Source organism: Dysosmobacter segnis, from assembly GCF_014297285.1.
GTDB lineage: Bacteria > Bacillota > Clostridia > Oscillospirales > Oscillospiraceae > Oscillibacter > Oscillibacter segnis.
Window position 1 is genome coordinate 60,037 of sequence record NZ_JACOQI010000015.1, and the last position, 23,460, is coordinate 83,496.

Sequence of the window (23,460 nt, forward strand, 5' to 3'; positions counted from 1 at the left end):
TTTGATATGTTTGCCGGCATTGGCGGTTTCCGCTCCGGGCTGACCCGTGCGGGCGGTTTCCAGTGTGTTGGACACTGTGAGATCGACAAATACGCCAATGCCAGCTACCAAGCGATCTACGAACCGGGAAAGGAGGAACGATACTATCCGGACGCAACCCAAATTGACCCCGCAGACCTGCCGGACTTCGACCTGCTCTGTGGAGGATTCCCCTGCCAGGCATTTTCTAACGCTGGCCGCAGACGGGGCTTTGCCGACGCCAGAGGAACTCTCTTCTTTGAGATTGCCCGATTGGCTCAAGCAAAGCGACCTCCGTATCTGCTGCTTGAAAATGTTCCCGGCCTTTTATCGCATGACAAAGGGAAAACCTTTTCGGTCATCCTCTCCGCACTGGATGACCTGGGGTACCATGTCGAATGGACTGTGCTTAACAGCAAATGTTTTGGAGTCCCGCAATCAAGACGAAGGCTGTTCCTTATCGGATATCTTGATCCCCGATGCGCCGGGAAAATATTACCTGTCTTCGGCACAGGTGGAAAAGCTCTTGTACAAGTCCTCGGAGGGCCGCAAGGATCCCGGATCTATGACGCAGACGGAGTAGCCTGCACCCAGACTGCCGGCGCTGGTGGCATGGGCGGGAAGACCGGATTATACCTGGTGGGCTTTAACCGGAAAGATGGGATCGTCGGAAAGCGGGATACAGCAATTCCGCTGAACGCCAGCGATTTCAGAGGAATCAACCGGAACCAAACACAAAACGCTGTGCTGGTAGACCTTTGCAGCGGGCATCCAAAGCAAACGGACGCTGCCCGCTGTCTCACCGCCCGGTATGGACAGACCACACTGTCCAACCGTAAAGGCGAGCGCTCCGGTGTCCTGCTCATCAAGGAGGCGACCAAGAAGGGGTACAAGGAGGCTCAACCCGGCGATACGGTGGATTTGGGCTACGCAGGCAGCAACACCCGCCGCGGGCGCGTTGGGTGTGATATTGCCCATACGCTGGAAACCAGCTGTATTCAGGGAATTGTAGAAAACGGTGGACGCATCCGCCGTCTCATGCCCCGCGAGTGCCTGCGGCTCCAGGGTTTTGAGGAATGGCAAATTGACCGCATCCTCGCCATCCAGTCCGACGCTCAGGCCTATAAGCAGGCGGGCAACAGTGTCACCGTCAATGTAATTGAGGCGATTGCCAAGCGTATCCAGGTAGTGGACGAGGAATTGAAAACAGGTGCCGCAGCATGATCGGAATGAAGGATCAGTGCTTTGGCGTTGAGGTCGAGATGACGGGACTCACTCGCGGGCAGGCTGCGCAGGCGCTGGCCAATTATTTTGGCACAGAACCTTACTATGTGGGGGGCGGATACGATAAATGGAGCGTGAAAGACCCGGATGGCAAGGCATGGAGCATCATGAGCGATTCCAGCATTGTTACGGAAATGAAAACTGAAAGCGGGTATATGCATACCAGCAACATCGAATACCGGGTTGAGATGGTGACGCCAAAACTCACTTACGCGGAGTTACCCAGGCTTCAGGAGTGTGTCCGTCAGGTGCGCCATGCCGGGGCCAAAGTCAACCACTCCTGCGGTATCCATGTTCATGTGGACGCCGCCAACCACAACCGCCAGAGTCTGAAAAACCTTCTGAGCATTATGTACTCCAAGGAGGATATCCTGTTCAAAGCACTGCAGGTAAATTCAAGCCGTGTCAGCCAATACTGCCAGAAGGTGCGGGAGCCAATGCTAAAGAAAGCACGCAAGCTCTCCTCTGACGAAACAAAAAATCTCACGGCGCTGGAAAGCATCTGGTATGAAGGGAATATCTCTGACCGAGAACACTATAACTGGACCCGCTATTATGCCCTGAATCTGCACTCTGTGTTTTATAGAGGAACCGTTGAGTGGCGTTGTTTCAACTCTACGCTTCATGCCGGAAAGGTCGCGGCCTATGTGAATTTATGCCTTGCCATGTCTGCTCAAGCCATTAACCAGCGCAGCACCGTCATGCGGAAAACCTATAGTGACAACGAACTGTTCACCTTCCGTGTCTGGCTGGTGCGGCTGGGACTCAACGGTGACGAGTTCAAGAATACCCGTAATCATCTGCTGGCCAATCTGGAGGGTGATCGGGCATGGCGCTATGACAAGGATACTTATGAAGCCAATAAAAAGAAGAAAAAATCCAGAGAAATGGAGAGGTGAAGCCATTGAAGATACAGATCGAAGAAACCGTCTATGAGGGAACGGCCACGGAGATCATGGGCCGTCTGCGGGACCAGACCTTTGATCCCACAGAGTTCCCGGACATCGAGAGCTACATCTGGTTTTTACAGAGCAATGTCATCCGCACCACAGGAATGGACTGCCCACTGCCGGATGGAGATACGGAAACGCAGGCGCAGGCCATGTTCCGCCATCTGGACAGAATCGGCGGACTCAGACTGCTGGTGGACTAAGATGGAAGAAACTCTGTATTTCGCCTACGGCAGCAATATCAATTTAGAACAGATGGAGCATCGCTGTCCAGACGCCCAGCTCGTTGGGCCGGTGACGCTGCAGAACTATGAGTTGCAGTTCCGCGGCAGCGGCTTTGCCACTGTCTCTCCCAAGAAAGGCAGCGTCGTCCACGGTCTGCTATGGAAGCTCACACCGAAGTCTGAACAGGCGCTGGACCGCTACGAAGGCTATCCTCGCCACTACACCAAGGAGCAGGTATCTGTGCGGACCACAGATGACGCAGCCGTTTCCGTCATGGCTTATATCATGGCAGAACCGATGAGCCGCCAGCCCGCACTGCCTTCTCCGTATTATTACCGTGCGATCCAGCAAGGCTTCGAGGCCAATGGCTTGCCGGTGGAATCGCTGGAGGAAGCGTGGAACAGGACCATCGACGAGATCTGGTTAGGAAAAGTGGAGAGGCTGAAGAATGGGAAAAATCTACAAACCAGAAAACCGGAGAGGTAACTTCGTAAGATGGGCATAAAATCGTCGGGCGATGCAACGTTTGAGTCGCCCAAATCACACAAAGTTCATACCTCGATTACCCGGACCTCCTTCTCCAGCGTATGGGCATAGCGCATGGTGTAAAGCGTTCCACCACGATCTCGCCCATCATAAACGGCAATCACACGCTGGGACTTCACGGCCATATACCGGTTTCTCCGCATAAAGCATGAAGGGGTATATTCTTGGCATACGACCGTGACCTCATCGCAGATTCGCAGCAAATCGTGAAATTGCTTGTTTTTTGTTTTAATCCTGCCCGCATAGGGCAAAGCCGCTTCTAAATACAGATTGGGGATGTATTCCTTTTGCTCGGCAACGATGGCCGCAAACATGAGATCCGTTCCTTCAGCAAAACCAGAGATGAAGCGGGTATATCCATCCTCAATCGCTGCCAGGACTTCACGTCGAAGCGCTTGCTCTACGTAGACGGCCCGATCTATTGGAATATCCCGATGTCCCGTAACACAACATACTTTTGTTTCCATTATGGTTCCTCCCATTGCGGTTCAAGTTTAGAACGTCCTGATATGGGCAATATTGCCTATAACGCTATATGTTCATTATAGGCAATAATGAAGATATGTAAAGCGCGAAACGGAGGGAGGAACCGGGATGATCTCATACGCCCCATTATGGGAAACGATGGAAAAGCGTGGAGCGACCACATATACGCTGCAATGTAAAGGTGGGATCAGTAGTTCTACGATCCGGAGGCTGAAAGCGAATGAATCCGTTTCGACCAACACTTTGGACGCGCTATGTAAAATACTGGATTGTACTTTGGCTGATATAGTGACTTATCTGCCAGACAAGGAATAACGAGGAATGGAGGGGAATTCCATTCCTCGTTTTTGGAATCGTTTTGCCCTAAAAGCGAAAGGTGGGGAACACATAAGGACATTCTTCGGCTGGTCATTCCCACTGCGGAGATGCGCAGATTGGCGCGCTTGACTATGGAAATCGTGATAGGGCTTCTATTATCCCTTCGTATGTGCTACAATGATGCCTGTTTGTGTGAAAGGGGTGTCGTAGTGTTTTATACGATGGAGGAAGCGGCTGTCCTTTGTGGGTTTCTGGAACTGTATTTAAACCGGGACAGCGTAGATGCAGCAGTACGAAAGAACTACGAAAAGTTCCGACTTGGACTCGTGCAGGAGTCCCTGGGGCGGGATGACTACATCTGGGCCGCCAAAGCACTGAGCTTTCTGCGCCCCCACTGGTGGCAGGATCACGAGGACCATAGAGCGCTGGAGAATGCTTTGCTGAAAACGCAAACACTGGCTCTGAAACCAAAAAAATAATCAAACCATTTCGCGGCAACAGCGGTCTCAGACTGCTGCTGCCGCTTATTTTTTAGGAGGCGATCCTATCAATCATCCAAAAATGACCATTCTTGTGGTGGAGCCGATGAAAAAGCCCACTATACAGGAGATCGACGGCAGCCTGGAATCCATGCAGCGGATCGTAGGTGGAGATATTGAGGCTGTTTACCCGTTCGATGACCCGGTCGTGCTCGTCTGTCACGGAGAGGGCAAGCTTCTGGGATTGCCTATGAACCGTGCCCTGACAGATGAATCCGGAGTACCGTATGACATTGTCTGCGGCACCTTTTTTGTAGTCGGAATTGGAGATGAGAATTTTACATCCCTGACGGAGCAGCAGATCGAAAAGTATCGGAAGAAATACGCCAATGAGATGGTGTTTTCTGTTCCTGTGCCGTCCGGAAACCATAAAAAACAATGCAATAAGGAGAAAAACGAACATGAAAGATAAGTATGTCTTAACCGCGGAGTCTGTCACTGCGGGCCACCCGGACAAGCTCTGCGACACCATTGCCGACGCCGTAGTGGATGCCTGTCTGGAGCATGACCCCACCGCCCATGTAGCCTGTGAGGTCATGGCTACCGCAGGTAAGATCATCGCGGCTGGCGAGATCACGGCGGCACGGTTCCCAGACATCCCTGCCGTTATCTGCCGCACCGTGCGGGAAGCCGGATATGGCGGCAGCGATTATGAGGTGGAGGTGATCACCCACGAGCAAAGTCCCGACATCGCCGGAGCGGTCAATAATGGCGCAGAGACCGGAGCAGGCGACCAGGGTATCGTGTACGGCTACGCCTGCGATGAAACGCCTGAGCTTCTTCCGCTGCCGGTAGTGCTGGCACATAAACTCACCCGCCTGCTGACCCAGGCGAGAAAACTGCACACGATCCCCAGCTTGAAGCCGGACGGTAAGGCGCAGGTGTCTGTGGAGTATCAGTTCGGCGTTCCCAAGCGTGTCTCTGCCGTAGTGGTCTCCTGCCAGCATGAGGATGGTGTGGAGCTGGCAGAGCTTCGCCATGCGGTCATGCGCCATATTATCCAGCCCGCTTTTCAGGACTTCCCGCTGGATGCCGAAACGGAGATCCTCATCAATCCTTCCGGCAGATTTGTGGAGGGCGGCTTTGAAGCGGATACCGGACTCACGGGCCGTAAGCTGATGGTGGATACCTACGGCGGCCTCGCACCACATGGCGGCGGCGCGTTGTCCGGCAAGGATGGCACCAAGGTGGATCGCAGCGGCGCTTACATGGCCCGCTACATCGCAAAAAACATTGTGGCGGCGGGACTTGCTGAACGCTGCACCGTCAGTCTGGCCTACGCCATCGGCAAGGCGAAGCCTGTCATGGTGGAGGTGGATGCCCACGGCACTGGCAAGTATTCCGATACTGCGCTGGAGCAGGCCGTTCGCACGGTGTGCAAGCTGACGCCGAACGGCATGATCGATACGCTGGGTTTGGACAAACCTATTTTCCGTAAATTCTGCAACTACGGACACTTCACCCACGCGGATGCCCCGTGGGAGCAGACGGATATGACGGAGGTGCTGGAAAGCGCCTGCCACGCCAAGGAGACAGGGGTTTCCGCCCGCTGATAAAAAACAGCGAGAGGACTCGCCTCTCGCTGTCAGGTGTTACTGAATGCTGTCCTTGAACGCCTTGCCGGCCTTAAAGACCGGAGCCTTGGAAGCGGCGATTTCAATGGTCGCACCGGTGGCCGGGTTTTTACCGGAGCGGGCAGCACGCTCTTTTGCCTCAAAGGTGCCGAAGCCAACCAGTTGGACCTTGTCTCCAGACTTCAGTGCAGCTTCCACGGTATCAATGAATGCACTCAGTGCGGCGTCGCAGTCCTTTTTAGCAAGTCCGCTGGCCTCTGCCATAGCGGTGAGAAGTTCCGTCTTGTTCATGTTGTTTTCTCCTTTGGTTAGATAGTAGCTGAAAATAATATTTTATATTATACCAAAAAATCACCCGGCTGACAATATAGCCGGAACAATAAGAAAAACGAGGAGTGATACCATTTCAAAAGAAAGATCAAAACCTCTTCATATTGCCAGCTGCAGCTTTGGTAAGGACAGTCTTGCCACTATTTTGCTGGCGCTGGAGCATGGGGAGCCGCTGGACGAAGCTGTTTACTGTGAGGTGATGTTTGATAAAACCATTTCAGGTGAGGTGCCGGAACACCGGGACTTTATCTATCATACCGCCATTCCAAAGCTGGAGCGGATGGGGGTGAAGGTGCGTGTCCTGTGCGCGGAGAAAACCTATGTAGATCTGTTCACAGGGACGGTCACCCGCGGCCCAAAGAAAGGGATGCTGCGGGCGTTTCCCATCTGCGGAAGGTGTTATGTTCAGCGGGATTGTAAGATCCGCCCCTTTCGCCAATACCAGAGGACCCTGCCGCCGGATACAGTACAGTATATCGGCATCGCCTATGATGAGTGGGAACGGCTGCTGCGCCTGACCGGGCAGCAGGTGTCCCTTTTGGAAAAGTATCATTTTACAGAAGAAGATGCCAAGCAGCTCTGCCGCAAGGCAGGGCTGCTGTCGCCTGTCTATGAATTTACAGACCGGGGCGGGTGCTGGTTTTGTCCCAATGGCAAAAAGAAGGAACTGCGCCATCTTTATGACCATCACCCGGACCTCTGGGCAAGGATGCTGGAATTACAGGCGCTTCCTGGAAAGGTGTCTGAAAAGTTCAACCGAACGGAATCATTCTCGGATATTGACGAACGGTTCCGTATGGAGGACGCACAAAAAAGTCCCTGTGAAAAGGCGGCATAAAGAAGGAGTTGATGAAAACGAGCAACAAAAAATATGAGATCACCGATATTGCTCATGAAACTTATCCGTTTCTCCACCGCATCCGGGCGCTGCGGGATATTGGGGAAAATGTAAAAGCTGGGGATCTGGGCGGCTTCGTGGAGGGAGAACACAATCTGGAAACAGAACTGTCTGACAGCGCATGGATCTTCGATGATGCCATTGCCTGCGGCAGCGCCTATGTGAATCAGGACTCCAGCCTGCACAATACCGCCATTGCCTGCGATCATGCCTATGTGTCCTGCGGGTCTGCTCTGTATGGACAAGCCCGTGCGGAGGATGATGCTTACCTGCGCGGGGCTGTGATGTGTGGGAATGCATACGCATCCGGTTTTGCGCAGATCATTTGCGGCCCAGACAAATTTAAACCACCGATTCTATCCGGCCACTGTAAGGTGTGCGGGAGTGTGCGGGGGAATGTAAAGGTCTGTGGGGCCGGTGCTGTTCTGCCCGGTGAAGAGATCCTCAATGATTTGAAAGACATTACTGTTCTTATCTCCGATAGCGGCCGCCGCATTCTGCGCGGCACGGTTAAAGACACCCTCAGACCCAGAAAGGAGCATGCTCCACAAAAAGAAAAATCCAAGAAGCGAGGGATGGAACGATGACTGGCTACGAACAGGAGCTCCGCAAGCTGTTCGAAAACAGCGGTTTGATAGATCGCCCGCAATTCTCCGGGCGTGTCTGCGTAGGCGAACTTGGGAAGGACCTGCGTGTGCGGGCTGAACTCTTCTCCGCCCATGTTGCTGCCGATTATGATGCAATACGTCTCGCGGTACTCAACCGCACAGAGGGCGTGGTGGACAAGACCCTGGTACGCTTCGAGGATGTATGGGGAAAAAGGATCGTTCCCGGCAATCCAAACTTCCGTAGTGGAGTCATACCGCACCTGCGGAGCGATTATGGAGAGTTAGACTGGTACGTCTACCATCCAGATGCCGCGGATTATGACATACTCAGGCAGGCTATTGGGCAATACCTGTCCGCATTCCGGGAACGTGTACCGGAACGGAGTCTGGTTGGCTCCAAACTGGTATATATCTGTGCGCCGCTGCAGGGCAATGTAAAAAAGAACATCGAATTTGCCCGGCAAAAGGCGCTGGAGGTGTTTGCAGATGGTGATGTCCCCATCTGCCCGCACATACTGTTTTCATACGCCGCAAATCCGAATCACCCGGAGCAAGACGCTAAAACCAAGGAGATGTCCCTGCGTCTGCTGGAAGCCTGCCAGCAGGTCAACGTCTACGGTTCCGTCTGGACAGACGAGATGTGGGATGAGATCCATCATGCCAGTAAGCTGGGAATTCCGATGATGACGGACCAGAAAACCATTGGCCGGACGCCGCCCAGGCGTTCCGGCAGAAAGGAGCGGTAAGCCTTCATGGAGCAGGAACGCAAAAAGCCGTCCTGCCCCCTTGTCGGGCAGAACGGCAATATTTTCAATCTCATCGGTCTTGCAAGCCGGACACTGCGGCAAAACGGTATGACAGCCGAGGCAAAAGAGATGCAAAACCGTATCATGGGCGGAGACTGCCACAGCTATGAGGAAGCCTTGGGAATCATCAGCGAGTATGTAGAGACGGAGTTATCCGGCAGTATTCCCGCAAAAAACAAAAACAAGGAGGACCACACACATGAACGATAACCAGAAATGGGAGATCATTCAAGGTGACGCGCTGAAGGTGCTGAGCGGGTTCGCCCCCAACACCTTCGGTGCTGTCATCACCGATCCCCCGTATGCTTCCGGAGGCCGGACACAATCCGAGAAAAACAAGTCCACCGCCAGAAAGTATTCCAGTATGGGGGAGAACGCGCCACCTCCCTTTGACGGCGATGCCAAGGACCAGCGCTCCTGGACCCGCTGGGCGGCAGAATGGCTGTACGAGGCGAGGAAAGCAAGCAAGCCCGGTGCGCCGGTGTGTATGTTCATCGACTGGCGGCAGCTGCCCGCAGCCACCGATGCCCTTCAATGGGCGGGATGGATCTGGCGGGGCACCGCTGTCTGGGATAAGGGCAACAGCCGTCCTCAGAAGGGCCGCTTCCGCCAGCAGGCGGAGTACATTGTCTGGGGTTCCAACGGAGATATGCCTATCAGCCGTCCGGTGCCCTGTCTGCCAGGAGTGTTCAAATATGGCAATCCGCAGAACCGCATTCATCTTACGGAGAAACCCTTGCAGCTCATGCGGGACATTGTGAAGATCACGGAACCGGGCGGCCATATTCTGGACCCCTTCGCCGGTTCCGGCACCACGGTGCTGGCGGCTGTTCTGGAGGGTTATTCCGCCACCGGCATTGAAGTGACCGACACCTATGCCAAGCTGGCAAGAGAAAGAATCTGTTCAGAACTGGAGGAAGCTGCGTGACCTGCTGCGCTGTCTGGCAAAGGGACTTGCTATAATGCCGGAAAATCGGTATAATAAAAACGATCCAGTAAGAGAGCATTGTGAGGAATTAGTTATGAATCACGCACAATATGATCAGGAAACCGGAAAGCCGTTGGATCAGTCGTATCTTGAATGCGGACTTCCCGATGATTTGCGGGCTTCTATTCAGGAGATGCAAAAATCTTGGGCCATTATAGACAGCGGAAGCCGAGATCCTCATTGGGACATCTACTGGTGTAATCTGAATGCGGACATTAACTCAGCCGAAGTCGAACGGATTATTTCTCCCGAGCAGGCATGGTATTTGCGTGAAAAGTATCTTCGCATGGAAAGAGAGTGATACCTCTTGATAAACTTTACAGACCTCCCCACTCGCAATAAATTCTATGCAGGGGCAAACGGCGCAAAGCGAGCTGTAATTTATCAAGGCGAACAGTATATGCTGAAGTTCCCCGCACAAGCCCCCAAGAATAAAGACTTGAGTTATGCCAACAGTTGCGTTACCGAGTATATCGGCTGCCATATTTTCAACAGCGTTGGGATCAACGCTCAGGAAACTCTCCTTGGCACTTATGAAAAAAATGGCGTAAAAAAGATTGTTGTTGCTTGCAAGGATTTTACCTCTCCCGGAATTGTGCTGCAGGACTTTGCCTCGCTGAAAAACACGGTGATCGATTCCGGTCACAGCGGGTATGGTACAGAACTGTCTGACATCATGCGGGCCATGGAGGATCAGACAGCATTCCCTCCCGCATTGTTGCAGCAGCATTTTTGGAATGTATTCATTATAGACGCGCTGATCGGAAATTGGGATCGGCACAACGGAAACTGGGGTTTTCTCTATAATACCGCGACAGACGAAATTGCCATTGCCCCTGTGTATGACTGCGGGAGCTGCCTGTATCCCCAGGCTGATGAAGCCATCATGCGAGACACCATAGATAAGCAGCAGGAACGAGATTTTCGCACTTTCTCAATCCCTCTTTCCAGCATTAAGGTCAATGGCAAAAAAATCAACTACTTTGATTTTATTTCCTCTTTGGAGAATGCAGATTGCAGCAAAGCATTGAAGCGGATACTGCCCAAAATCAACATGGATGCAATTTTCCGTATCGTGGATGAGACTCCATTCATTTCGGATCTGCAAAAGCAGTTCTATAAGACAATGCTGCAGACACGGAAAGAACGCATCCTTGATTTTGCAATGGAAAAGCTGCGGAAAAGGGAAAAGTCCAAAGAACTTGAGGCACGGTAATAAATAAACAAAACGTTTTTTCAAGAGCAGGGTGTTCACAAAACACCCTGCTTTTTCTATAAGGGTGTTCACAAAACACCCTGCCACAAGGAGAGAAGTATGTCAGAAAATTTTGCGAGTTTTTATCGGAAAGCAGCCAGTGTGCGGGATATTCTCGAGAAGGCTCCGTTCCCGGAGAAAGCGCGGTTCCAGATCACAAAAGTGATCGAACTGCCGAAAGAGCAGTACCGCCGCTACATGAACGAGCTTTTGCGGGATGTTTCCTTCATATCCCGGAACGTGTCGGATATGGGGTTCGATGGAAAAACTGAAACATTTCTCTGTCTGTTCGTGACCTGCCGAGATGTGAACACCGGCCTGCTGATAGAGGCCGATGGTTTTGACTATGCCAGGTACGCGGCCTTTATCCCGGATAAGAAAGCCCTCGCGCTGGACGGCATTCCGGTAGAGCGCGCAAATGAAAAGTGTCTTCGTCAGCGCTCCGGCCCGGAACGCTGATTTCTTTTTACGAGGAAGCGGGCTGCGCCCGCCCAACATTGCAATCAACCAACCACTTAAAAAAGAACCTCCGGCCCGCAGGGCCGCAGCCAACGCCGCCGTGGGCGGCGCTGGCGCAAGCATCGCGCAAATGTACATTTGCACAGCTTGCTGGGGTAAGCCCCAGTCCCCAATGCCGCCTGCGAGCGGAAGTAACGCGGCAGCGCCGCAGGAAGGAGCACGAAATGGCTGAAATCGAAAAAAGACACCATCTTCATATTGTCCTGACACCTCGGCAGTACAGACTGCTGTGCAGTCAGGCAAAGCAGTGCCGCTTGACGAAGCGGGCCTACCTTGCCAGTCTCATTGAAGGGCAGCCGGTCAAATCCCGCCCCAGCCAGGAGATCAAAGACCTGCGAACGGAGATCCATCACATCGGAAATAACATCAATCAGATCGCCCGCAGTGTTAATGCCGGCATTGCCAAACCAGAGGATGCCAGACGGGGACTCTATCTGCTGGATCAGGTCTATGAACTGATGTTTCAGGTGGCGAATAAGTAGTGGCCGTTACCAAAATACTTCCCCGTAGCGGTGGCCTGCAGCAGGCCATTGATTATGTCCTCAATGGGGATAAAACGGATGACTGTATCTTAACGGCTCACTTCAACTGTGATCCAGGGCGTGAATACCGCCAGATGATGCAGACCAAGTGGGAAACACACCGGACAGACGGGCGTCAATGTTACCACATTATTCAATCATTCCGCCCCGGTGAGATCACACCGGAACTGGCGTTGGAGATAGCCAAAGAATTTGTGCGGGAACACCTGGACGGGTTTGAGGCGGTCATCGGTACGCACGTGGATCGACACCATATCCATTCGCATATCGTATTCAATTCCGTCAATGCGGACACTGGTGAGAAATACCACAGTACCCAACAAAGTTACTATCAGCAGATCCGCGGCATCTCAGACCGGCTCTGCCGGGAGCATGGCCTGTCCGTTATCATGGCGGGAGAGTCTGCCAAAGCCATCAGCTATGTGGAGTGGCTGCGGCGGTCTAAGGGCCAGCCGACCTTTCGCTCCATGCTGGAAGCAGATCTGCGGGCGGCTATCCAGGACGCCAACGATCTCGGACACTTCTTCCTGCTCATGGAACACATGGGATATGAGATCCGCCACGGTGATCGGCTGGGTTTTCGCCTGCGGGGACAGGAGAGATTCCAGTATCCCGGCAGACGCAATACGCTGTTCACGGAGAATGGTATCCGTGCTGCTATTCAAGGAAATCTTGCGGAAATTGAAGCAGGCAGCCGTCCCACCGTGCTCTCACGGCCTAAGTATCGGCCATACCTGGCGCATCCGAAATACACCGGCTTCCTTGCCCTCTATGTGCATTATCTCTATTTGCTGGGTAAGATCGGGCAGCGGCAGTATCCGCCCCGCATGACGCCGCATCTGCGGCAGGAAGTCATGCGCTTCGAGCAGTATCAGGCGCAGTTCGCGTTCCTGCGGGAAAATGACATCACAACGCCTGCTGACATGGCGGCATTCGAACAACGCACAGAGGAAACGCTGGCCAAACTCATCAAGCAGCGTACCATCCTCAATGTGCGGAAAAAGAAACGGCAAAAACTGTATACGGCTTTGGCGGATGTGGAAGCGTTGGCTCCCAGCAAAGCGCTCTATGAAGAAGGCCTGACCGGCATGGAGGCGGAATTTGAACGGTACATGGAAGCGGTGGCGCTGCTGGAGAGCAGCGGTGTTCCCAGGAACCGGCTGACGGAAGAAAAGGCGGAGATCTATGAACAGTTGGCGGAGCTGAACCGCGAGATCCGCACGGAGCGGCAAAAGCTGAAGCTCTGCCATAAGATACAAAACCAAGTGCCTGTCATGGAACAGGACATTCAAAAAACAGAAGAACACCAGAAGGAGGTGCGGGAACATGAACATCGGAGGCGGTGAAGCGGCGGACCAATTAGTGCGCATGATGCTCTCCGGCGGTGAGGTAGCTGTCCGGCTGAGCGGTTCCGGCCTTAAAAATATGCTGGCGCTGACGCTGGCACTGGCAAAAAACCATAAGACGATCTCCGGCAAAGTCAACCTCGTGAAGATGCTGAAAGAGACCCGCGACGTGCGTCGGTTCGCCATGTCTCCGGAGCAGTATCAGGCATTCAAAAAGAAGGCTGGAAAGCAGAAAATCTTATTCTCTGCCATTCGGGATACGGACGGTCACGGCAAGGTGGTGGATGTCATCATGCCGGTAACGGAGATCGACAGAGCGAATATGATCTTCGAGCGCATCCATTACCTCGGTCAACCAGCGCAGGCACAGCAGCCTCCACGGGAGCAAGCCCCGTCCAAGGCCAGAGAAGCCCGTGAAAGGCAGGCTGCAACCCAAGTCGAGCAGGATCAGCGCCCCCAAGAGAACACCCCTGTGACACCGCCTGTGGGCCAGCGTCAGGAGGTGGAGCCAAAAAAAGGATCTCGGTCGGGACAAGACTTGCCCGCTACCGTGCCCAGCTCGACCTCGTCCAAAGACGGGAGCCGGATGACGAGTGAGGAACGCCCCTCCGTGCTGGAACGTCTGAAGGGCTACAAGGCACAGTTGGATCAGCAGCAGAAGCCTGCCCCGGCCAGAACAAAAAATCGGCAAAAGAGTAAAAATGGTAAAATGAAATAAGTATTATAGATCACCCAAAGCAGTCCCATTGGCGATACACGATCCGCCGATGGGACTGCTATTTTGTTCTCCCGGAGGTGAATTGTCTGAAACAAACATCCAAGCAAAGCAACCTAATTTTGCGCCTTTTCCTCCATATCCCGGTCATCTGGGCGGCGCTGCTCATTGCACAATCCCTTGGCGGCGGTTTGCCGGATCTGTTCTCCAACCTGACCGCCGCGCTGGAGCATCCATTCCAGATCCAATGGACGGACAAGAGCCTGTTGACCATCCTGATTTGTACCGGCGTTTACATTATGAGCCTGTGCATCTATGACGCGGAAAGCGGCAGGACGCGGGATGGCGAGGAACATGGCTCGGCCATGTGGGGCTCGCCCAGGCAGGTCAATGCGCAGTTCTGTCAAAAACAGAATAAGATCCTGACCCGCCATGTGCGGCTGGGGCTGGATACCCACAAACACCGGCGCTCCTTGAATGTGCTGGTCATCGGCGGCAGCGGCGCGGCCAAGACCCGCGGCTATGTGAAGCCAAACATTTTAGAGGCCAATACCAATTATGTGATCACGGACCCGAAAATGGAAGTCCTGACCGACACGGGCGGATACCTGAAAAAGAAGGGCTATGACGTCCGCGTGCTGAATCTCGTGAATTTGGAACAGTCTGACGGCTATAACCCCTTCTGCTACCTGCGGGATGAGAAAGATGCTCTGAAGCTGGTGAATACGCTGATCCAGGCGACCACGCCCAAAGGCAGCCATGAGTCTGACCCGTTCTGGACGAAGTCAGAAACAGCTCTGCTCCAAGCCATTATCCTCATGCTGCATCAGGAAGCGCCGGAGTATGAACAGAACTTTTCCATGGTCATGCGCGTGCTGGAATACGCTGAAGTCCGGGAGGATGATGACGAATACATCTCGCCGTTGGACCTGCTGTTTAAGGCGATGGAACATGAGCATCCGGAAAGTGTGGCCCTGCGGCAGTATAAGGTATTCAAGCAGGCGGCGGGCAAGACAGCGAAAAGTATTTTGGTAAGCGCCGCCGTGCGGCTGGCCCCATTCAATCTGCCGCAGATCAAGGCCATCACCGATCATGATGACATGGACTTGTATACCCTGGGAGAGAAAAAATGTGCCCTCTATGCCGTGATCCCGGATAATGATACGACTTTCAATTTTCTTGTCAGCCTGCTGTACTCCCAGATATTCCAGACGCTGTACTACTGTGCCGACCAGATCCACCATGGGGCGCTGCCGTGCCATGTCCACTTTATTTTGGACGAGGCTCCATCTATCAATCTGCCCGGTCTGCCACGGGAATTGGCAACCATGCGCTCCCGAAATATTTCGTGCAGCACCATCATCCAGAACATGGCGCAGATCAAGGAACTGTATAAGGATTCGTGGGAAACCATCCCCGGCAACTCGGATACCCTTCTCTACCTTGGCGGTAACGAGAGCAGTACCCACAAGTACATTTCGGAGGCCCTGGGCAAGTCCACCATCGACACCAAGACCCATGGGCAGACGAAGGGGCGCTCCGGTTCCTACTCCACCAACTTCCAGATGAGCGGCAGAGAACTGCTGACCCCGGATGAGGTACGGATGTTGGACAACCGGTACTGTATCCTGTTCATCCGTGGGGCCAGACCGGTGCTGGATCTGAAATACGAGCTCATGGAGCATCCTGCCATCCGCTATACCATGGACGGCGGCGCACCGCCCTATATCCACCACGGGACAGCGACACCGACCCTGCCAGGAGAACCGCTGTTCCGATTTGATCAAAACGATGAAAAGGAGATTGCTGCATAATGAAACATGATCTGAAAACCAACAACTTTGAACGAAAGGTAACGCGCATCTACGCCATCCTTGCCTGTACAGCCATGGTGATGATGGTCACCGCAGTTCCCGCGCTGGCTGCGGACGACCCGCTGACGGTGGTCAATAATCTGAGTGAGTTTATTTTCTCTCTCATCCGCGCCATTGGCCTTATCCTGCTGGGCTTCGGCATCCTGCAGGTGGGCCTGTCTCTCAAGAGCCATGATCCCTCCCAGCGAGCCAACGGTATGCTCACCGTGGCAGGCGGCATCGTGATCACCTTTACCAAGGAGATACTCACTTTGATCACTGGCTGAAAAAAACGGCGGAGTGCATCGTTTTCAATGCACTCCGCCATCTGCTTCACAGTAATGCGCTGTAATCTCTGCGGGCATATAAAATTCTGCGGATCTGCACTGTGTCGCCAATAATGACATAGAACACCAGATAATTTTTGACGATGAGATAGCGGTAGCCTTTTGCAGCCAGCGCCAGATCCTTCGGCTTCGGACAGCGTTCTGGCATTTTGGATAAGCTGGCGATCTCTTCGACCAGCAAGTCATAATACTTCAACGCAGCATCCGGGGACAGCGTGTTCAGATATCCAATTACTTCCTCCAAGTCCTGCTTGGCGGTGGGAAATATCTTGATTTTATACGTTTCCATGAACACGCTCCCGCAGGCTCTTCGCCAGCGTCAAGAAATCCTCGCCTTCCGCACCGGAGGCGATCTCCTGTTCCGCCACGGCCAGCTTTCCATAGAGATCAATGAGTGCCTGCTGGCGCTCATACTCCTCCATACTGATCACTACCATGTCGCCGGTGCCGTTGCGGGTGATATAAACGGGCTCACGAGTCTGGCGGCAGAAGTCCGAGATCTCATTGGCATTGCTGCGAAGATCGGAAATAGGACGAATACTTGGCATACCTTGCACCTCCTTGTTTTCAACCATAGTATAGCAAAATAATGAGCAAATATCAATACGAATTTTGAGCAAAGAAAGAAGGCGAAAACGATCGGAAGTGGAAATTGGATCATAGATAACTTAAACTCCGCGCTGGAGATGTGGAATGGCAGGCTGGAGGAAATCTGGCAGCTCATCGCCACATCGCCGGAGAATTTCAAGGGCGGCGGTATCTGGAATGTCATCGTCGGTATCAACGACGGATTGAAAGCGGTAGGATATGCGCTGTTGGTGCTGTTCTTTGTTATGGGCATTGTAAAAACCTGCGGCAGCTTTGCGGAGATGAAGAAGCCGGAACTGGCGTTCAAGTGCTTCATCCGCTTTGTGCTGGCGCAGGCGGCGGTGACCTGGGGCATGGAACTGATGACAGGGGCCTTCCGGGTAGCTCAGGGCATGGTGACAACGATCATCGACTCGTCCGGCCTGACGGCCATGTCGGCTACGGCACTGCCGGATGAGATGGCGAGCATCATCGAGGATGTGGGCTTTTTCGATTCTATCCCCTTATGGGCGGTGACGCTGCTGGGCTCCCTTTTTATCTGGGTTTTGTCCCTCGTGATGATCCTGACGGTGTATAGCCGTTTTTTCAAGCTCTATATCGCAACGGCCATCGCCCCTGTACCGCTGGCCAGCTTTGCGGGCCAGCCCTCCAGCAGCATTGGCGTAGCCTTTTTGAAAAGCTATGCCGCCATCTGTCTGGAGGGCTGTGTCATCGTATTGGCTTGTGTGATTTTTTCGGCGTTCGCGTCCTCGCCGCCTGCCATTGCGGACGATACGCTGGCGGCAGCCACCATTGTGTGGAACTATGTAGGTGAACTGATTTTCAATATGCTGGTGCTGGTGGGGGCCATCAAGATGAGTGACCGGATCATCCGGGAACTGATAGGCCTGGGTTAATCCTCATCGTCAGACAATTCAATGTCGCTCAGGTCCATGGCATAGCCGCCATACTCATCCGGCTGCACACCGTTTCTTTGCTGCTCACGGATACGATAGCGAACAATACTCTCTAGGTCTTTTTCTTCTTGGCGCTTCTGGAAGATGCTTTGTATCTTCCGAACCAGAGAAATGATCCAAGACAGGACTACCAGACCAAGGAGGACAAAGAAAATAATATCACCCAGGCTTTGGTGTGCCTGATACCAACTATGCCAAAATGTATTCATAGCGATCACATACAGCAGCGGAATCGTCAAGCGAAATACGGCGGCCAACTTGAAAATGATAGAGATGATGAGCATTGCTATGCTCAAAAGAATGACCGGCATGCAAAGAGCCTCCTCTCAGTTTTGGATACGGCGCTATGTTACCATAGCCGTGCCGATCATACAAGAGGCTGTATGCCAATTCTCAAAAAGGAGTTGATATATTGGAGGTACGCATCAACAAGGAAGTGCGCAACTATCAGGAAAGTCTGTTTTTTGGACTGTCACTGCGGCAGTTTTTGTTTGCCCTGCTGGCGGTAGCCGTGGCGGTAGGTGTTTATTTTGGGCTGCGCCCCGTGCTGGGGAATGGCGAGATTGGCTGGGTCTGCATTCTGGCCGCGTTCCCATTTGCTCTGGGCGGTTTTTTCCAGTACAACGGCATGACTCTGGAACAATTTTTATTGGCTTTTTTTCGCTCGGAATTTCTCACCCCAAAACGGCTTGTGTTCAAATCGGAAAATATGTACGCAAAACTGATGGCACACTCATCTGTGAAGGAGGCGTTGAATCTTGATTAAAACCCTGCAGACTACGTTAAAACAGGACAAAGAACAATTCAAGGTACCGAGATCTGTACAGGATACCATCCCCATCCGGCGACTCTGGCCGGATGGGGTCTTTCAGTTTGACAGCAAGTATTCCAAGACACTGCGATTCAGCGATATCAACTACGCCATTGCATCCAAAGAGGATAAGACAGCTATGTTTCTCAGCTATTCCGAATTGCTGAACGCGCTGGATACCGGCTCTACTACAAAAATCACCATCAACAATAAGCGCCTGAACCGCCGCAACTTTGAACAGGAAATCCTCATTCCCGCTCGCGGAGATTTTCTGGACGGCGGACGGGCGGAGTATAATGCCATGCTGTTGGATAAGGTTACCGATTCCTCCAACAGCGTGGTGCAGGAACGCTATATCACCCTGTCGGCACATAAGAAAAATATCGAGGAAGCCCGCACTTTTTTTGACCGCACAGTCAATGATGTGACTTCCCGACTCAATCACATGGACTCCCGCTGTGAGGAACTGGACGCCGTGGAACGCCTCCGCATCCTTCATGATTTCTACCGCGTGGGTGAAGAAACGCAGTTCCGATTGGATCTAACAGACTGCATGAAGCGTGGCTGTTCCTTCAAGGACGCCGTCTGTCCGGACAGCATGGAGTTTAAGAAAGACCACTTTGTCATGGGCGGTAAGTATGGCCGGGTACTGTTCCTGAAGGAGTATGCCAGCTATATCAAGGACGCTATGATCAATGAGCTCACCAGCCTGAACCGCAGTCTCATGCTGTCCATTGACATCATCCCTGTCCCTACCGACGAGGCGGTGCGAGAGATGCAGAACCGCCTGCTGGGTGTGGAGACCAATGTGACCAACTGGCAGCGCCGACAGAACGCCAACAATAACTTTTCTGCCGTTGTCCCCTACGATCTGGAACAGCAGCGCAAGGAGACCCGTGAGATGCTGGACGATCTCACCACCCGTGATCAACGCATGATGTTCGCAGTGGTGACGCTGGTGCATCTGGCGGACAGCAAGGAGGAACTGGACAGTGACACGGAAACGCTGCAGTCCATTGCCCGCAAGCACCTCTGTCAGCTCACGACCCTGAACTGGCAGCAGGCAGACGGCCTTGTGACGGCGCTGCCGCTGGGCCTGCGCCGCATCGACGCCCTCCGCACGCTCACCACCGAGGCGTTGGCTGTGCTCATGCCCTTCAAGGCACAGGAGATCTGGGACCGGGGCGGCGTGTACTACGGGCAGAACGCCATCAGCAAAAATCTTATCGTAGCGGATCGCAAACGGCTGTTGAATGGCAACGCCTTCATTCTGGGTGTTTCCGGTTCCGGAAAATCCTTCAGCGCCAAGAAGGAGATGGTGTCACTGGCATTGTCTACCGACGATGATATTATCATCATCGACCCTGAATCCGAGTACCGTCCGCTGGTGGAAGGGCTGGGCGGTCAGGTCATCAATATCTCCGCCACATCACCCAACCATATCAACGCCATGGATATGGAGCAGGGCTACGGTGACGGCGAGAATCCTGTGGTGCTGAAATCTGAGTTTTTGCTGTCTCTTTGTGAGCAGCTTATCGGCGCCGGGAAGTTGTCTGCCAAGGAAAAGTCCATCATTGACCGCTGCACCGCCCAGATCTATCGGGACTACATCCGCGGCGGATATCAGGGGCAGGCCCCGACCCTGCAGGACTTTCATGCGGAGCTGCTCCGCCAGCCGGAAAAGGAAGCTGCGGACGTGGCACTGGCAATCGAATTGTTTACGGAGGGTAGTTTGAACACCTTTGCCAAACCCACTAATGTGGATACCAATGCCCGTATCCTTTGCTATGATATCCGGGATCTTGGCAAGCAGCTCTTGCCGGTGGGAATGCTGGTGGTGTTGGACAGCATCTTCAACCGCATCATCCGAAACCGCGGGCTGAAGCGGAATACCTGGATCTATATCGACGAGATCTATCTGCTGTTCCAGCATGAATACAGCGCCAATTTCCTGTTCACCCTGTGGAAGCGTATGAGAAAGTATCAGGCTTGCGGAACGGGGATCAGCCAGAATATCGAAGACCTGCTCCAGTCGCACACGGCCCGCACCATGCTGGCGAACTCTGAATTTCTCATCATGCTGAATCAGGCGGCCACGGATCGGGAAGAACTGGCGCACCTGCTGAATATCTCAGACAACCAGCTCTCCTACATCACCAACGTGGACTCCGGCCGGGGGCTTATCAAGTGCGGAAGCGCTATCGTGCCTTTTGTGGATCATTTCCCCAAGAACAAGCTCTACCGCTTAATGACCACAAAACCCTCGGACTTGGCTGCGTGATAGCCCATGGAGAAAATTAAAGAAAAACCCACGCTGGGTGAGCGTGTCAAAGAGAAAGCTGTATCCGCGCCAAAGGAACTTTTGCGCAAGGGGCTGGATGACGGCTCGGAGCGTCTGCGGACTCAGCTCCGGGATACCGCCCAGCAGGGGCGGCGGGATGAATATGGCGGCGACGCCATTGAGGACACCGCCGCCAGTGGCCTGCACCGCGCCGAAAAGGAACTGCTGAAGCAGCGCAAGAAGAAAAATACGGAGCAGAGCGCGTCACCCCAGGGTGACGCCTCTGTCCCCAGCTCCAACAGCGACGTGCCGCCTGTCATCCGCACCAGAGAGACTGACGCGGCGAGGGCAAGAGCGCCCTCACCGCCAGTGCGGGAACAGGCACGGCAGGCGGCTATGAAGCAGGCAGTCAAGACGAAGAATGCCTATATCAGTACACAGCGGAAAACGGTCATGACGGCAGCACCGGAGCCGCAGCGGCAGGGTCAGCAGGCGTTCATTCAAGAGCAGGGTCGCAAAGCGTCCCGCCAGCAGGCGCAGCGCAGGCGGGCAGAGCGGCGGTTCCGGCACCAGGATGATCTGCATGGTGATTCGCTGTGTTCGGAAGGTTTCGAGCCAACCAGCAGAGGCAGAATCAAAGAGCACGGCGGCATTCAGCCGCCGAAGAAGCATCGGCTCCCCGAGCCGAAAGCACCGAATCACGCCGCGGGGATCGTACCGAAGGTCCGTGAGGGGGGCAAAGCTACTGGTCTATCCGCCGAACAGGCCGTACACTCATCCACCGTCCATGCGACTGCGGCCGGAACACACGCTGCCAGAGAAGCGGCCATGCAGATGGCCAAGCGGCAGCAGATGACAAAAGCGGCAGAAACCGCGGTGCAAAAAACCGCGCAGGCGGCGGGCCGCGCGCTGCGCTCCATCATTGCCGCTGCCCAGAGCTTACTTGCGGCAATAGCGGCTGGTGGGAGCACAGTTGTCGCCATGGTGCTGGTGATTTGTCTGATTGGACTTCTGATCGTGTCGCCTTTTGGGATCTTTTTCTCCGGAGAGGACAGCGGCACCGGCTACACCATGCCGGAAGCTGTCAGCGTATTGAACGGCGAGTTCGCCGCCCGGATTGAACAGATCAAGGCAGAGAACCCGCATGACGAACTGGATATGGCCAACGCCGGCAACGCCGCCATGATCTCCAACTGGCGGGATGTGCTGGCTGTTTATGCTGTGCGGACCACCACGGACAACGCTTCGCCGGATGAGGTCGCTACGCTGACCGAAGAAAAAATGGAGATCCTTCGTGAAATCTTCTGGGACATGAACGCCATCACTTATTGGACGGAAATAGTACCAGGCGGCAAAGATGAAGCGGATACGGTCATTTTGCATATCACCGTCACAATAAAAACGCATCTGCAAATGGCGGATGAGTACCAATTCAACACGGAAAAGCGCAGATTGTTAGAAGAACTCATGCAGCCGAAATATCAGGAACTGTTCATGGCTTTGACGGGAAGTTATCAGAATATCGAACTCAGCCCGGAGAATGTGGTGAAAATTATGGAGAATCTCCCCGCCGACCTTAGTGCGGAACGCAGGCAAGTTGTGCTGACGGCGTATCAACTCTTGGGCAAAGTCCATTATTTCTGGGGAGGAAAGTCATTGATTATAGGCTGGGACAGCCGTTGGGGAATGCCGATGAAAGTTACAGCCGAGGGCAGTTCCACCACCGGCACCGTGCGGCCCTTCGGACTGGATTGTTCGGGAATGGTGGATTGGGTATTCTACAACCAGAGCGGCGGACAATACGTCATTGGGCATGGCGGCGGGGCCACTGCGCAGCACAGCTACTGTACGCCTATTGCTTGGAGTGACGCCCAGCCGGGAGACCTTGTCTTTTATCCGGGTGACAGCCATGTCGGTATTGTCTGCGGCTTTGACAGCAGCGGCAATATCATGGTCATCCACTGCGCCAGCGGCACGAACAATGTGGTGGTTACCGGCAAGGAAGGATTTACTGCCGTTAGCAGACCCTTTTACTACAGTAAATAGCGTCAGGGGCTGTCTAGAATATTTGTTCTGGGACAGCCCCTGTTTATTTTGATGTACCGCAGCACGTTATTGTCCTATGTGTGTCCAGCCGCCCTCAGCTTTGACGGTATAGGCGTCGGGTGTAACTAACCGCCAGGGGTATTATTGCTACCGCCATCACTACTGCCTCTGCCGCTGCTTACCAATTTGGGAATGCTCTCCGTCTTTGTGGCCTTGCAAATCCCACAGGTGTAAGTTTTGACGCCTGTTTTTTCGTGGATAGGTGCAGTTGTCACTTTACCCTCGCCTGTACAGACGCCGCTGGAATTGACGCTTACGTTACCGGGTGGTTACTGAGCACTTACACAGCTTACCAAAGAACGGCGGCAGGGAATCGTTGATTCCGAGCCGCCGTTCTGATTCACTTTTGGTTACCCGTCAGTCGCTACCCTTACTTGCCCTGATAGGCACGGAACAGGAAGGTCACGATCTGGGCGCGGGTACAGCCGTTGTTGGGGCTGAAGGTGGAAGCAGACGTACCGTTGGTCACGCCGCTCTCCACGGCCCAGGCCACTGCGTCAGCATAGAAAGCATCGGCCGTCACGTCGGTGAAGCCGTTCACCGTGGTGGGCGCGGTGCCCAGTGCGCGGTA

The 23,460-nt window shown here is 53.7% G+C and carries 31 protein-coding genes; 25 read left to right on the top strand and 6 right to left on the bottom strand.

Going from position 1 to position 23,460, the window contains the following annotated elements; genetic code table 11:
* Window positions 1-6 precede the first annotated feature (6 nt).
* The 4 genes from dcm to H8Z83_RS13680 are packed head-to-tail and all read left to right on the top strand — an operon-like array spanning window position 7 to window position 2,963.
* Window positions 7-1,242: a DNA (cytosine-5-)-methyltransferase gene (dcm, locus tag H8Z83_RS13665; RefSeq protein ID WP_187015540.1), complete on the top strand. Its 1,236-nt coding sequence runs from the start codon at window positions 7-9 to the stop codon at window positions 1,240-1,242.
* Window positions 1,239-2,201: an amidoligase family protein gene (locus H8Z83_RS13670; RefSeq protein ID WP_187015541.1), complete on the top strand. Its 963-nt coding sequence runs from the start codon at window positions 1,239-1,241 to the stop codon at window positions 2,199-2,201. The genes dcm and H8Z83_RS13670 overlap by 4 nt, the downstream gene beginning before the upstream one ends.
* A complete protein-coding gene (locus H8Z83_RS13675) occupies window positions 2,198-2,455 on the top strand; it encodes a hypothetical protein (RefSeq protein ID WP_366464319.1) in 258 nt (85 codons plus the stop codon). Before H8Z83_RS13670 ends, H8Z83_RS13675 begins: the two co-directional genes overlap by 4 nt.
* A 1-nt stretch (window position 2,456) precedes the next feature.
* Complete coding sequence (locus H8Z83_RS13680) at window positions 2,457-2,963, top strand: gamma-glutamylcyclotransferase family protein (protein ID WP_187015543.1); 507 nt, start codon at window positions 2,457-2,459, stop codon at window positions 2,961-2,963.
* A 65-nt stretch (window positions 2,964-3,028) separates the two neighbouring features.
* Here H8Z83_RS13680 and H8Z83_RS13685 read toward each other — a convergent pair whose 3' ends face one another.
* Window positions 3,029-3,490 (bottom strand): SLOG family protein, encoded by a 462-nt coding sequence (locus tag H8Z83_RS13685; RefSeq protein ID WP_187015544.1) that lies wholly within the window; start codon window positions 3,488-3,490, stop codon window positions 3,029-3,031.
* A gap of 157 nt (window positions 3,491-3,647) precedes the next feature.
* Between H8Z83_RS13685 and H8Z83_RS13690 the strand changes: the two genes are divergently transcribed.
* The 4 genes from H8Z83_RS13690 (at window position 3,648) to metK (ending at window position 5,919) form a co-directional block, all read left to right on the top strand.
* The gene (locus H8Z83_RS13690; protein ID WP_337764891.1) at window positions 3,648-3,824 is read left to right on the top strand and encodes a helix-turn-helix domain-containing protein; all 177 of its coding nucleotides are present in this window, start codon (window positions 3,648-3,650) and stop codon (window positions 3,822-3,824) included.
* A gap of 212 nt (window positions 3,825-4,036) precedes the next feature.
* The gene (locus H8Z83_RS13695; RefSeq protein WP_187015545.1) at window positions 4,037-4,306 is read left to right on the top strand and encodes a hypothetical protein; all 270 of its coding nucleotides are present in this window, start codon (window positions 4,037-4,039) and stop codon (window positions 4,304-4,306) included.
* A gap of 106 nt (window positions 4,307-4,412) precedes the next feature.
* The gene (locus tag H8Z83_RS13700) at window positions 4,413-4,778 is read left to right on the top strand and encodes a DUF3846 domain-containing protein (RefSeq protein WP_436231648.1); all 366 of its coding nucleotides are present in this window, start codon (window positions 4,413-4,415) and stop codon (window positions 4,776-4,778) included.
* Window positions 4,768-5,919 (top strand): methionine adenosyltransferase, encoded by a 1,152-nt coding sequence (gene metK / locus H8Z83_RS13705; RefSeq protein ID WP_187015547.1) that lies wholly within the window; start codon window positions 4,768-4,770, stop codon window positions 5,917-5,919. Before H8Z83_RS13700 ends, metK begins: the two co-directional genes overlap by 11 nt.
* Window positions 5,920-5,958: 39 nt before the next feature.
* Here metK and H8Z83_RS13710 read toward each other — a convergent pair whose 3' ends face one another.
* Window positions 5,959-6,231, bottom strand: a complete 273-nt coding sequence (locus H8Z83_RS13710; RefSeq protein ID WP_187015548.1) for an HU family DNA-binding protein — start codon at window positions 6,229-6,231, stop codon at window positions 5,959-5,961.
* Between the two features lie 184 nt (window positions 6,232-6,415).
* On the opposite strand from H8Z83_RS13710, the gene H8Z83_RS13715 reads away from it, so the two are divergent.
* The 13 genes from H8Z83_RS13715 to H8Z83_RS13775 all read left to right on the top strand — a co-directional run bounded on the left by H8Z83_RS13715 (window position 6,416) and on the right by H8Z83_RS13775 (window position 16,087).
* Window positions 6,416-7,108: a phosphoadenosine phosphosulfate reductase gene (locus tag H8Z83_RS13715; protein WP_207732061.1), complete on the top strand. Its 693-nt coding sequence runs from the start codon at window positions 6,416-6,418 to the stop codon at window positions 7,106-7,108.
* Between the two features lie 11 nt (window positions 7,109-7,119).
* Window positions 7,120-7,755 (top strand): hypothetical protein, encoded by a 636-nt coding sequence (locus H8Z83_RS13720; protein WP_243185018.1) that lies wholly within the window; start codon window positions 7,120-7,122, stop codon window positions 7,753-7,755.
* Window positions 7,752-8,522, top strand: a complete 771-nt coding sequence (locus H8Z83_RS13725) for a DUF7768 domain-containing protein (protein WP_187015550.1) — start codon at window positions 7,752-7,754, stop codon at window positions 8,520-8,522. Before H8Z83_RS13720 ends, H8Z83_RS13725 begins: the two co-directional genes overlap by 4 nt.
* 6 nt (window positions 8,523-8,528) lie before the next feature.
* Window positions 8,529-8,792, top strand: a complete 264-nt coding sequence (locus H8Z83_RS13730; protein WP_187015551.1) for a hypothetical protein — start codon at window positions 8,529-8,531, stop codon at window positions 8,790-8,792.
* On the top strand, window positions 8,782-9,510 hold the full coding sequence (locus H8Z83_RS13735; protein ID WP_187015552.1) for a DNA-methyltransferase: 729 nt from the start codon (window positions 8,782-8,784) through the stop codon (window positions 9,508-9,510). Before H8Z83_RS13730 ends, H8Z83_RS13735 begins: the two co-directional genes overlap by 11 nt.
* Before the next feature lie 94 nt (window positions 9,511-9,604).
* The gene (locus H8Z83_RS13740) at window positions 9,605-9,871 is read left to right on the top strand and encodes a hypothetical protein (protein WP_187015553.1); all 267 of its coding nucleotides are present in this window, start codon (window positions 9,605-9,607) and stop codon (window positions 9,869-9,871) included.
* A 6-nt stretch (window positions 9,872-9,877) separates the two neighbouring features.
* A complete protein-coding gene (locus H8Z83_RS13745; RefSeq protein ID WP_187015554.1) occupies window positions 9,878-10,786 on the top strand; it encodes a HipA domain-containing protein in 909 nt (302 codons plus the stop codon).
* 99 nt (window positions 10,787-10,885) lie between these two features.
* On the top strand, window positions 10,886-11,284 hold the full coding sequence (locus H8Z83_RS13750) for a DUF6329 domain-containing protein (protein WP_187015555.1): 399 nt from the start codon (window positions 10,886-10,888) through the stop codon (window positions 11,282-11,284).
* Window positions 11,285-11,508: 224 nt separating this feature from the next.
* Window positions 11,509-11,826, top strand: coding sequence for a plasmid mobilization protein (locus H8Z83_RS13755; protein WP_172697350.1), 318 nt, complete (start codon window positions 11,509-11,511; stop codon window positions 11,824-11,826).
* Window positions 11,826-13,232, top strand: a complete 1,407-nt coding sequence (locus H8Z83_RS13760) for a relaxase/mobilization nuclease domain-containing protein (protein ID WP_187015556.1) — start codon at window positions 11,826-11,828, stop codon at window positions 13,230-13,232. Before H8Z83_RS13755 ends, H8Z83_RS13760 begins: the two co-directional genes overlap by 1 nt.
* On the top strand, window positions 13,213-13,950 hold the full coding sequence (locus tag H8Z83_RS13765; RefSeq protein ID WP_187015557.1) for a DUF3801 domain-containing protein: 738 nt from the start codon (window positions 13,213-13,215) through the stop codon (window positions 13,948-13,950). Before H8Z83_RS13760 ends, H8Z83_RS13765 begins: the two co-directional genes overlap by 20 nt.
* 119 nt (window positions 13,951-14,069) lie before the next feature.
* On the top strand, window positions 14,070-15,761 hold the full coding sequence (locus tag H8Z83_RS13770) for a VirD4-like conjugal transfer protein, CD1115 family (protein WP_243185020.1): 1,692 nt from the start codon (window positions 14,070-14,072) through the stop codon (window positions 15,759-15,761).
* Window positions 15,761-16,087, top strand: coding sequence for a formate hydrogenlyase (locus tag H8Z83_RS13775; RefSeq protein WP_187015558.1), 327 nt, complete (start codon window positions 15,761-15,763; stop codon window positions 16,085-16,087). The genes H8Z83_RS13770 and H8Z83_RS13775 overlap by 1 nt, the downstream gene beginning before the upstream one ends.
* A 46-nt stretch (window positions 16,088-16,133) precedes the next feature.
* Here H8Z83_RS13775 and H8Z83_RS13780 read toward each other — a convergent pair whose 3' ends face one another.
* Window positions 16,134-16,436 (bottom strand): type II toxin-antitoxin system RelE/ParE family toxin, encoded by a 303-nt coding sequence (locus H8Z83_RS13780; protein ID WP_187015559.1) that lies wholly within the window; start codon window positions 16,434-16,436, stop codon window positions 16,134-16,136.
* Window positions 16,423-16,695, bottom strand: coding sequence for a type II toxin-antitoxin system Phd/YefM family antitoxin (locus tag H8Z83_RS13785; protein ID WP_187015560.1), 273 nt, complete (start codon window positions 16,693-16,695; stop codon window positions 16,423-16,425). The genes H8Z83_RS13780 and H8Z83_RS13785 overlap by 14 nt, the downstream gene beginning before the upstream one ends.
* 138 nt (window positions 16,696-16,833) lie before the next feature.
* Here H8Z83_RS13785 and H8Z83_RS13790 point away from each other — a divergent pair, with 138 nt between their 5' ends.
* The gene (locus H8Z83_RS13790; RefSeq protein ID WP_207732062.1) at window positions 16,834-17,631 is read left to right on the top strand and encodes a VirB6/TrbL-like conjugal transfer protein, CD1112 family; all 798 of its coding nucleotides are present in this window, start codon (window positions 16,834-16,836) and stop codon (window positions 17,629-17,631) included.
* Here the strand turns inward: H8Z83_RS13790 and H8Z83_RS13795 are convergent.
* Complete coding sequence (locus tag H8Z83_RS13795; protein ID WP_187015561.1) at window positions 17,628-18,002, bottom strand: molecular chaperone GrpE; 375 nt, start codon at window positions 18,000-18,002, stop codon at window positions 17,628-17,630. The genes H8Z83_RS13790 and H8Z83_RS13795 overlap by 4 nt on opposite strands.
* A 101-nt stretch (window positions 18,003-18,103) precedes the next feature.
* On the opposite strand from H8Z83_RS13795, the gene H8Z83_RS13800 reads away from it, so the two are divergent.
* The 3 genes from H8Z83_RS13800 to H8Z83_RS13810 are packed head-to-tail and all read left to right on the top strand — an operon-like array spanning window position 18,104 to window position 22,829.
* Window positions 18,104-18,457, top strand: a complete 354-nt coding sequence (locus H8Z83_RS13800; protein WP_187015562.1) for a PrgI family protein — start codon at window positions 18,104-18,106, stop codon at window positions 18,455-18,457.
* On the top strand, window positions 18,450-20,783 hold the full coding sequence (locus tag H8Z83_RS13805) for a VirB4-like conjugal transfer ATPase, CD1110 family (protein ID WP_187015563.1): 2,334 nt from the start codon (window positions 18,450-18,452) through the stop codon (window positions 20,781-20,783). Before H8Z83_RS13800 ends, H8Z83_RS13805 begins: the two co-directional genes overlap by 8 nt.
* Window positions 20,784-20,789: 6 nt before the next feature.
* Entirely contained in the window at window positions 20,790-22,829 is a 2,040-nt protein-coding gene (locus tag H8Z83_RS13810; protein WP_187015564.1) for a C40 family peptidase, read from the top strand.
* Window positions 22,830-23,259: 430 nt separating this feature from the next.
* Here the strand turns inward: H8Z83_RS13810 and H8Z83_RS13815 are convergent.
* A partial coding sequence (locus H8Z83_RS13815; RefSeq protein WP_187015565.1) for an S-layer homology domain-containing protein occupies window positions 23,260-23,460 on the bottom strand: 201 nt, incomplete at its 5' end.